Source organism: Nonomuraea sp. NPDC003214 (assembly GCF_053590035.1).
The window spans coordinates 700,663-707,629 of sequence record NZ_JBSFSX010000005.1 but is presented as its reverse complement, the minus strand read 5'-3'; the positions used below and the strand labels follow the sequence as shown (position 1 = coordinate 707,629).

The window sequence follows — 6,967 nt, the reverse complement described above, 5'->3', positions numbered from 1 at the left end:
CCGACGAGTTCGAGGCCATCTACTACGCTCACCACCATCCCCACGAAGCCCTAGCAATCAACCGCTGAGGTCTCCACCAAAGCCGGGGCGATTCACTCCGCGCTGGCGCTGCTCCTGACAGGCGGGTTCGTTGCATTCGTTCTTTTGACGCCCGCCCGCCTGGCGCGGACGGTGCCTCAGACGGTGCTCAGCGTCATCCTCTTCGGCGTCGTTGCAGTGATCGCGCGGAAGGTCTACCTCGCGGCGTTCGACCAGCCGCAACCAGCCCCCCGAAATCCTGACCGTTCCAGCCCATCCTCGTGGGAGATCGTCATGCCCGTACCCATCCCCGCCGACGTGGCCGAGCAGGCCGCCACCTACCTCGCCGAGCTGCGAGTCTTGCTGGAAGAACGAGGCTTGCACGCCCGCCTTCTTACCCCTGCCGGGCTGATGCCGCGCCTACGGGTCATCAACCCTGACTGCGCCTCGCTGTGTGAGGTGGTCACCGCCGCGCCGCTCGATGGCGAGTGGAGCTTGTGGTGGTCCTGGGCCGAACAGATCACCGGTGTCGGTGACATGGCCACCGCTGCCGAACGGATCGGCCACGTGCTGACCCCGGCAGCACCGTCGGCCCGCCTGACCCCACAGGCGTAGACCACCCCAGGGCGCGTGGCCCACCCCGGGCAGTGAACCGGGAAGCGTCCCTCGCCGCCGCCGTACGGCGTCAGGGCACGCACCCCCGACCCGACCGGCCGACGCCGGACGGGTTCCCGACCCCTGTCAGCCACAGCCGCTGAGCGGGCGGATCCCTGTGGCTGACAGCGCCCTCACTCGGCCATGTCCGGGAAGCCGGGTGAGGGCACCCCGAACTTTCTTGAGCATGCCGGACCGAGCCCAGGCGGGCTGGTGCGCTCCCGAGATAGCAGTGACCGCAAACGCCTCATGCACTAGCGCGGACGCGGTCGCCTCAAGGTGGCCGGCCGGAAGAGGACAACGGCCAGCCACCTCCCGAAGACGATCACGGCGGGTGCCCCCCGTCCGCCTGATCGTCGCCAGGGCGGCCCCTGTCGGGGAGGGGAGTGTCGCGGCAGCGGAGGCGTGACGCGACGGGCCGCCCACCCCCGAAATCGTCCGACGGCAAGCACCTCCCCTCCCCAAAGGGTGCTGCCGCTGGACCCGGCGGAAGAGAGCGGAGGCCGGTCATCCTGTGCGGCTGACCGGCCTCCGCATACACCTCGTCCTTCCTGCCTGGCGGGTGGCGTCGGACTGGTTGGCCTGGTCGGCAGGGGCACTACCGACCCACCGGCCTGTCCCACCTCGGCGTTGGACCGGGTTCCGGTTGTGCTCGGCCGAGGTGGGACCGGCCGGGGCGCGGGCACCGGCGATCCGGTCAGGAACGCGGCGGTCGCCTCGGCCGCGGGTGCGGCTGCTTCGAGGTAGACGCTGGTGTAGGTAGCGGGTGAAGGACGCGGTCTTGTGCCCCAGAACCTCGTGCACGAGCTTGATGTCCACTCCGGCTGCCAGCATCGCGGTGGCCGCCAGATGGCGCGGGTCGTGCAGCCGGATCGGCGGCAGCCCGGCCTGGTAGCAGATCTGGTAGAAGCGGTCGGTCACGTGCTGGGGTGTAGGGGCCGGCCGAGCTCGTCGGTGAAGACGAACCCCGACTCGACCCAGTCCTCGCCTGCGGCCAGCCGTTCTTTCGCCTGTCGCGTGTGGTGTTCCTTCAGCAAGCCCATGCTCTCGGCGTCGACGACGATCTCGCGGCTGGGATCGATCCGGCCCTGAGGGATGCGGGCACGGGTGAGCTTCTTGGCGGTGGTGATGCCCCACCTCCAGGCCATCATCTGGAAGAACTCCAGCCGCGAGCTGTCGGCGCGGCGCGTGCTGGGCCTGCTCATGGCTGGTGGCTCAGGCGTGCCGGAGGGGTTGCCCGTGGCGGTGCTGTTGCTCATGCCTTCGCCTCCCGCCCCGCCGAACTGCTGCTCGGGGCCTCTGCCGGGGAGGCCGGCGGGAGTGCCTTCGCCTGGGTCAGGAACGTTCGAGCCGCGTCTTGCCGGATGAGGGCCAAGGCCCGCTCGAAGTGGGCCAGGGCGAGTTCGTGCTCGCAGCGCAGCCCGAGCATGCGGAAGTTCGTAGCGGTGTCGAGCGCGCTGGCGTCGTCGTCCAGATACGGGCTGATCCAGGCGACGAACCTGGCCACCGTCTGCTCCGAAGGCAGGCCCCGGCCACCTCGGGCGTGCCGAATGTGCCGGTCAACGAGCAGCCACCACCCGGCGAGTATCTGGGCGTGCAGAGTGTCGTAGAGCACCTCGGCGCTCAACCGCTCGCCCCGGCCCAGCCGCCGTCCGATGATGTCGGCGTTGTGCTGCCGCATCTGGCGGGCCTGGGCGATCACCACCTCCACCGACAGCGGCTCGCGTGGGTTGAGGTCGGAGGTGACGGCAGTGCCGGTGTCGGGTGCAGGAGCCGGGGCATCCGGGTGTTGTGGGTTCCGCATGGGACTGTCCTTCGTCGCGTGGTGAAGCCAGCACCGGGGCGCGCTGGCGCGGGGTGTTGGTCGTTCATGGCGCGTCCGCCGACGCCGGTGGCATCACCGGGGATGCTGCTGGGTCGTCCGCGTGGCGGTGGTTCACCGGCGCGTTCGGATCCGGGATGTCGGCTTGGCGACGGACCCGGCGAGGTGGTGGGTCAGGAGCTGGCCGCTGGCGTTGAGGAAGTCGCGGGCGGCGATGCGCGAGGCGTGGGCGACCGCATGCTCGAACAGCGTCCCCGGCCGCCCGGCCGGGGCCTCGTTCGTGAGGTAGTGGCGGGTCCAGGAGCGCACCCACCGCACCGCGTGATCACAGGCCGGCCTGTTGGCCGTGATCTGCACGTCCACCAGATCCCACCAGGCGCGCGAGGACCGGGTGTACTCGGTGGCGAACAACTGCTCGCCTGATAGCCAGCGTCCGTTCTGCAGGGCGGCGACCGCCTCAGCCGCCGCAGCGTAATGCGCGTGACGCGCGGCGCTGATCTTCTCGGATATCAGCTCATCCAACGAGCGCCGCGTCTGCCCGGTCGAGGAGTTGGTGATGTCGGAGGCTGGGGCGGCGGTGGGCGGCCCGTCATCCAGGAGCGGGGGCCCGGGCTGGTAGCGGTCATTCATCGCATGCGTTCCTTTCGTCGGGTGACATGGGCAGGTGAGAGGTGAGGGTCATGGGGTGACCGCCGGTCCGGCGCTCCGCCCTCGCCACTACAAGCAGAGGGCGGGCGAAACCATGCGGGCAGCGCGTGCCAGCCCGACTGTCACAGCCGGTACTCGCTGGCCGAACCTGCAGGCTCGGCAGCGGCGAGCGAGGCGGCGTGAGTGGCAAGGCCGTCGTCCGAGCAGGCATCTCGTACGGGCGGCGGGGTGAGCGCGTCGGCGAGATTCTGGGTGGCGTCCAGGAAGGCACGCGCGCCGCCCCGGCGGGACTCGGCCATCGCCAGGGCGAACAAGCCGCCATTGGTCAGCGGGCGGCGTTGATCAGGAGGTCCTGGGCCCGTTGCCGGACGATCTCCAGCGCGGTCGCACCGTCGACGGTCTCCTCGCGGCCGTGGGTGAGGTCGGTGACCTGCTGCCACCATGACATCCGCTGGTAGGCGTAGGCGATGCGGCCCAGGTCCTTGTCGCGCAACGTGCCTTCGTCGTCGAGGGAGGCGATGCGGTTGAGTGCCTCGCCGAGCTCATGCCGGGCGAGGGTGGCGTTGTGCAGGGCCAGGTCTTCGAGTCGTCCCATGATGAACTCCTTCGCGATCAGGTGATGGGGTCGTTCGATGGGGTCGCCCGGCCGGGCGCGGGCATTGTCGGCCGAGGGCATGGGCGGGACCGAGGGGATCGTCGGTGGGGGCCGCTCCAGCGCGCACGCCGCGTGTGGGCGTGGATTCGGCGCGAGCGGCGTGGCTGCGCGCAGGGTTACGCCGTCCGGCTGAGATGCCCGGCGCGGCTCCGTGAGGGGGCCGCGCCGGGGCGGTCCGGTCAGACCGTGGAGAGCATCCGGAAGGCGCGGGCCTTGATCTTGGCGTTGTCGTGGTCATCGAGCAGGGCGCGCTCGGCGCGGACGGTGGCCACATCGCGGCTACCGAACACTGGGCTCTGGTGGTCCAGCCGCTCGGTCACCGCGTTGTAGGCCGCCCACCGCGTGTTACGGATCGGCTCTTGCGTAGGGGCGTAGGCGAACAGGTGCTCAAGCTGACGCAGAGTCAGCTCACGGTTCTTGCGCGCCAGGTCCTTAGCGCCCGGCGGGATCGGGTACAGGACCTGGCTGAACTTGCGGAACTCGGCGAAGTTCATCGGTGCCGCCAGGAGCTTCTCGGCCTCGGCCGCGAAGGCTTCCCCGTGCTTCCACGTGAGCTTGAGCGCCTCGCGCGCCTCGGCGATGCGCCCGGCCACGTTGCCGGTGTGCCGGACGGTGAACTTGGAGGCGTGGTTGGCCAGCGCGGCCCGTTCGGTGTTGGCGCACACCACCCGGACCGGGGTCGCGACCGTCGTGAACGCGCCCCACCCGTCATGCCGGGAGAACGCCGCCAAGTACAGGTCGATCTGATCGAGCCCGCCCACCATGAGCGGCTCAGGCAGCCGCATCGTGACGAACACCCGCCGCCCGCCGTTCAGCGACCCGCCCGTGTCGAAGATCGCCCCGGACTCGTCCACCAGCGTCTGTAGGAAGTCGGTGACGTCCTCGTTCTGCAGGACCTGATACTCCTTACCGACGCGGCCGAGGCGCTGCGGCTGGCCAGTGACCGGGTTGGTGCGCACCACCAGGAAGTCCTCGTCCGTGACCACCGGCTGGCCGGTGACCGGGTCGGTGACCTGACCGACCGGCACCTTGCGCACGTTCCACCCGGCCAGCTGCGCGTTGGACAGGAGCTCCTCGGCGGTCATCGGGCCGGGCGCGGTGTAGCCGAGTCCGTGCCAGCCGGGCTTCCCGGCGGCGGCGAATACGGCCGAACCGTTGGCGAAGATCTCGATCTCGTGAGCCATGGCAGTGCCTTTCTGATGTGGGGTTTTCGGTGTGTGGGGACGTGGCACAGACGCGATGCCGCGATGGGTGTCAGGGGGGTCGGCCCCCGGCCCCGTGCGGGCCGCTGTGCCGGTGATCAGTGGGTGCTGGGCGTTCGTCCGGCGCGGGGCCGGGAGCCGTGCGCGGACGTGTTGCGGGCCGGTGCGGGCGGGGCGGTAGGGGTGTCCCGCCCACTACCCGGGCTGGGGCGGGCGGGCCGGTAAGGGCGGCCCGCCCCACCTCGGGGTTCAGGCCGCGTCGGCGTCCTCGTCGACGTCCGGGTCGTGGGTGTCGGCGGGCGCGGCGGGGGTGGGCTTGGCGGCGGGGGCGGCGAGGGTGGGCTTGGCAGTGGGGGCGAGGCCGAACCGGCGGGGCCGCTCACACGTCAGCACCGCCTCGCCGAGGCTGACCAGCCGGTCCAGGGCATTGGCCACCGCACCGGACGATCGGTTGATGACCTTCCCGATCTCGTACGGGGTGAAGTCCTTGCCCGGGAACTCGACCAGGTGCGCGTACACCATGTCCCGCAACGCACCCGGCCGAACCGCATCCCCCGCGCCCGCGCCGCTACCGGCACCCGGACGGGCCGCCGACACCGCACGGGCCGGGGCGGCGTTGCCAGTCAGCGCCGCCCGCGCATTGCGGTGTGCTGAGGCGACCTTGGTCATCGCCATTTCCAGGCACCCCAACGCCATCACGGCGTTCCCCTCGTCCTTCGCCGAAATCACTCCGCCGAACAGGTCGACCAACTCTGCCAGTTCGGCGTGCGCCCGTGCCCATGCCGGGTCGTCCGCCACCGGCACAGACACCGGCCCGGACTGGTCTGCCTCGGTGACCACGTCGAGGTCACCGTCCGCCCCGCCCGAATCCTGACCGGATGCCTCACTGGCGATCAGGTCCTCCTCGCCGATCGGCTCATCCGCCGAGGCCGAATCGGCCGAACCGATCGCGGCCGGAGCCGTGTCCGTCCCCGGCGCGGGCACCGCGTCAACCTCCGGGGTGTCGGCGTCCGTACCGGGCGCGATGATCCCCTCGGGCGCGGCATCCGGCATCTCGGGGGCCGGGACGGGCGCGTCAGCGGTACCGGTCGGCTCCGCGTCGGCGTCGGCGTCGGTGACGGCGTCGGTGACGGCGTCGGTGACGGCGTCGGTGACGGTGTTGGTGACGGCGTCGGTGACGGTGTTGGTGACGGTGTTGGTGACGGGTTCGGGGGTGATCGGGAACCATCGGTCAGCCGCCCGCCCGCGCCCGCCCTCGCTCACGCCCGGCTCCCGCTGCGCCCGGCCGTTCGCCTCGAAGTCGTTGAGGATCTTCCCCGCCGCCATCCGGCTCAGGCCCGCCGCCGCCCCGATCGCCGCGGCCGACCCGCCCGGCTCGGCGTTCAGCGCCGCCCACACCGCCGCCACAGGCCCGTCGGCATCCGGGGCGGGTCAGCGCCGGAGGCCGCGGTTGCGGCGCTGTCAGGGGCCGTGAGGGGCGCGGTGGCGGCCGTTGCGGTAACGGCGCTTTCCGCATCAGCGGGGATGGTTTCGGTAGCGGTCATTTCCGGGGTGTGAATAGCCATTGCGTGACGCCCTTTTCGGTTGATTTCCCGGCCCCGGTGCGGGCCGGTGTTTTTCGTTTGCGTCACGACCACCCCTCGCCGGCAACGCGGGCGGCAAGTCGATCCGGCATCAAATAGTGTCACCCCGGCGGCTAGAGAGGCTGCCCTAACAAAACAATCGCTGATCTACGGAAATATCTCGCGAGAAGGTCGCCGGTTCGGCTTGACATCCCGGGCAGGCCCGACTCTTCGCCTAACAAGAATACGACGGTGGACGATGCCGGATTGCCTGAATTCCCGTGGGAAAGATTCTGCGAGGTGAATGCGAATTCCGATTGACATCACTACGGAAGCGAGCGTCCATGGAATTAGGCGGGAACACCGCCGACAAACGCACCCTGGTCAACGCGCCGGGGTAAACGGA

At 70.4% G+C, this 6,967-nt stretch carries 9 protein-coding genes; 1 reads left to right on the top strand and 8 read right to left on the bottom strand.

The window, feature by feature from the left end; all coding sequences use genetic code 11:
- The first annotated feature begins 183 nt into the window (after positions 1-183).
- Positions 184-633 (top strand): hypothetical protein, encoded by a 450-nt coding sequence (locus ACWDXC_RS19010; RefSeq protein ID WP_449983425.1) that lies wholly within the window; start codon positions 184-186, stop codon positions 631-633.
- Positions 634-1,179: 546 nt separating this feature from the next.
- On the opposite strand, the gene ACWDXC_RS19005 is transcribed toward ACWDXC_RS19010, so the two are convergent.
- From ACWDXC_RS19005 to ACWDXC_RS18970, 8 genes are all read right to left on the bottom strand, one after another.
- Entirely contained in the window at positions 1,180-1,593 is a 414-nt protein-coding gene (locus ACWDXC_RS19005) for a tyrosine-type recombinase/integrase (protein ID WP_219501800.1), read from the bottom strand.
- Positions 1,590-1,931: a hypothetical protein gene (locus tag ACWDXC_RS19000; protein WP_219501802.1), complete on the bottom strand. Its 342-nt coding sequence runs from the start codon at positions 1,929-1,931 to the stop codon at positions 1,590-1,592. Before ACWDXC_RS19000 ends, ACWDXC_RS19005 begins: the two co-directional genes overlap by 4 nt.
- Positions 1,928-2,476, bottom strand: coding sequence for a hypothetical protein (locus tag ACWDXC_RS18995; RefSeq protein ID WP_219501804.1), 549 nt, complete (start codon positions 2,474-2,476; stop codon positions 1,928-1,930). Before ACWDXC_RS18995 ends, ACWDXC_RS19000 begins: the two co-directional genes overlap by 4 nt.
- 132 nt (positions 2,477-2,608) lie before the next feature.
- Positions 2,609-3,124 carry a hypothetical protein gene (locus ACWDXC_RS18990; RefSeq protein WP_219501806.1) on the bottom strand — a complete coding sequence of 172 codons (516 nt, stop codon included), beginning with the start codon at positions 3,122-3,124 and terminating at the stop codon, positions 2,609-2,611.
- Between the two features lie 140 nt (positions 3,125-3,264).
- Complete coding sequence (locus tag ACWDXC_RS18985; RefSeq protein WP_219501808.1) at positions 3,265-3,456, bottom strand: hypothetical protein; 192 nt, start codon at positions 3,454-3,456, stop codon at positions 3,265-3,267.
- An 11-nt stretch (positions 3,457-3,467) separates the two neighbouring features.
- A complete protein-coding gene (locus ACWDXC_RS18980; RefSeq protein ID WP_219501810.1) occupies positions 3,468-3,737 on the bottom strand; it encodes a 14-3-3 family protein in 270 nt (89 codons plus the stop codon).
- A gap of 239 nt (positions 3,738-3,976) precedes the next feature.
- Positions 3,977-4,981 (bottom strand): DUF932 domain-containing protein, encoded by a 1,005-nt coding sequence (locus ACWDXC_RS18975; protein ID WP_219501812.1) that lies wholly within the window; start codon positions 4,979-4,981, stop codon positions 3,977-3,979.
- A gap of 267 nt (positions 4,982-5,248) precedes the next feature.
- Positions 5,249-6,406: a hypothetical protein gene (locus tag ACWDXC_RS18970; RefSeq protein WP_449983419.1), complete on the bottom strand. Its 1,158-nt coding sequence runs from the start codon at positions 6,404-6,406 to the stop codon at positions 5,249-5,251.
- Positions 6,407-6,967: the final 561 nt, after the last annotated feature.

Bases quoted from the DNA above. Each gene is read 5' to 3' on its own strand.
- ACWDXC_RS18975 (WP_219501812.1), bottom strand. From the start codon at position 4,981: ATGGCTCACGAGATCGAGATCTTCGCCAACGGTTCGGCCGTATTCGCC.
- ACWDXC_RS19000 (WP_219501802.1), bottom strand. From the start codon at position 1,931: ATGAGCAACAGCACCGCCACGGGCAACCCCTCCGGCACGCCTGAGCCA.
- ACWDXC_RS18980 (WP_219501810.1), bottom strand. From the start codon at position 3,737: ATGGGACGACTCGAAGACCTGGCCCTGCACAACGCCACCCTCGCCCGG.
- ACWDXC_RS18990 (WP_219501806.1), bottom strand. From the start codon at position 3,124: ATGAATGACCGCTACCAGCCCGGGCCCCCGCTCCTGGATGACGGGCCG.
- ACWDXC_RS18995 (WP_219501804.1), bottom strand. From the start codon at position 2,476: ATGCGGAACCCACAACACCCGGATGCCCCGGCTCCTGCACCCGACACC.